This window comes from Pedobacter sp. 10L46_2 (assembly GCF_056395165.1).
This window is the reverse complement of the sequence record NZ_JBFTIZ010000506.1, coordinates 1-1556: the sequence shown is the minus strand read 5'-3', so window position 1 is coordinate 1556 and position 1556 is coordinate 1. Positions and strand designations below refer to the sequence as shown.

Below are 1556 nucleotides of genomic sequence, written 5' to 3'. Positions count from 1 at the left end.
GCTTACTTGCCTACGATAAGGTGAAAAATGTTGCTTATTCAGCTGTTGTTTTTTATTTGCTGCTGGGAATCTTCGGCATTATAAAAGAATCGATGCCAGTAGAGGCAATTATGGTTATAAATAATGACCCTAACAACGAACAGATTTTATCCTACCTCCATGAGAATATCTATTGTAGGGAAATGATAACAGTAAAGGCGGTTGCTTCACATTTCAACATTTCAATTAGATATTTCAGCAACTATTTTAAAAGAAACTTTGGAATAGCTTATCAGGAATACCTTGACAATTACCGGATCAAGCTCATCGAAAAGAGAATAGCTATTGGAGGGCTCAAATTGAAACAGATTGCAGATGAGTTTGGATTTACCGATGTCAGTCATTTATCAAAGGTTTTTAAAAAGCTGACCGGGGTAAACCCAACTGACTACAGAATAGCTAACACTCACAAATAATTAAAGCTAATATAACTTATCTTTAGCCGCAGTGGCAATGTAAAGACATTTCAGGCAACTTGTACTCGTTTTATGATCTTCGTCAATATAACTGCTGATCTTTAACCGATCGCGGAATACCTTCTTTTTCTATCGTAACATACAATGATGTAATTGCATATTTCCATTATCGCCTGTGCCCTGGTCTGAACTTTTGATCGGACCATCACAGTTTTCAGTATTTAAAGAAGCTTACCGCAATCGCATTGTCCTGTCATTTCCTGTTTCTTCTCATAAGGGCGGTCCCTTTTGTTATTCTTAAATAAAAACTTCAAAAAATCCTATCCTTAAAATGTATCACGTCTTCCCTGATTTGTATAACGGGCAGCTAAACTCATCCCCTAATTTTGTCTTATAATTAAATACATAAAATTATGAGCAATCTTAAAAAAACAATAGCAGTGATCGGAGCAACAGGCTCACAAGGTTCGGGTGTGGTTAATACCCTTGTACAGGAAGGTACTTTCAATGTAAGAGCAACAACCCGTGATCCCGAAAATTATTCGRGCAAGGCAAGTGAGGTAGTTTACGCTGATTTAACTGATTTGGAGTCATTAAAGGAAGCGTTTAAGGATGTTTATGGCGTATTTGTAGTAACCAACTATTGGGGAGGTGCAGACGAAATTGGCCAGGGCAAAAATGCAGTGGAAGCAGCAAAAGCAGCCGGAGTAGAGCATTTCGTATGGTCAACACTTCCTGACGTTGAATCAATAAGCAACGGTGAATTTGATGTTCCTTTCTTTACAAATAAATCAAAGCTAGATGATACAGTAAAGAATGCAGGATTTAAGTATACATCTTTTGTAGAAGCTCCATTCTATTTCCAAAATCTCGCCGCTTGGCTTGCACCACAGCCGCAGCAAGACGGCACAACCGGTTGGACGCTACCGCTCGATCCGACAAAACAGGTAGTCCATTGGTCAGACATCAACGATATGGGAAAAGTTGTGGCTGGTGCATTTTTGCAGCCTGAAAAAGCAGGCAATGGCAATTACCTTACCTTGGCAACAGAGCGGTACAGCTTTGACGATAGTATCGCAGTTTATTAATAGCACGGCAATA

Annotated in this window: 2 protein-coding genes; both read left to right on the top strand. The window is 39.1% G+C overall.

Translation table 11 applies throughout. The features are described from left to right. The coding region (locus AC1DDX_RS27305) for a helix-turn-helix domain-containing protein (RefSeq protein WP_477623019.1) at positions 1 to 455 on the top strand (455 nt) is incomplete at its 5' end. 413 nt (positions 456 to 868) lie between these two features. After that, positions 869 to 1543 carry an NmrA/HSCARG family protein gene (locus tag AC1DDX_RS27300; RefSeq protein WP_477623018.1) on the top strand — a complete coding sequence of 225 codons (675 nt, stop codon included), beginning with the start codon at positions 869 to 871 and terminating at the stop codon, positions 1541 to 1543. Positions 1544 to 1556: the final 13 nt, after the last annotated feature.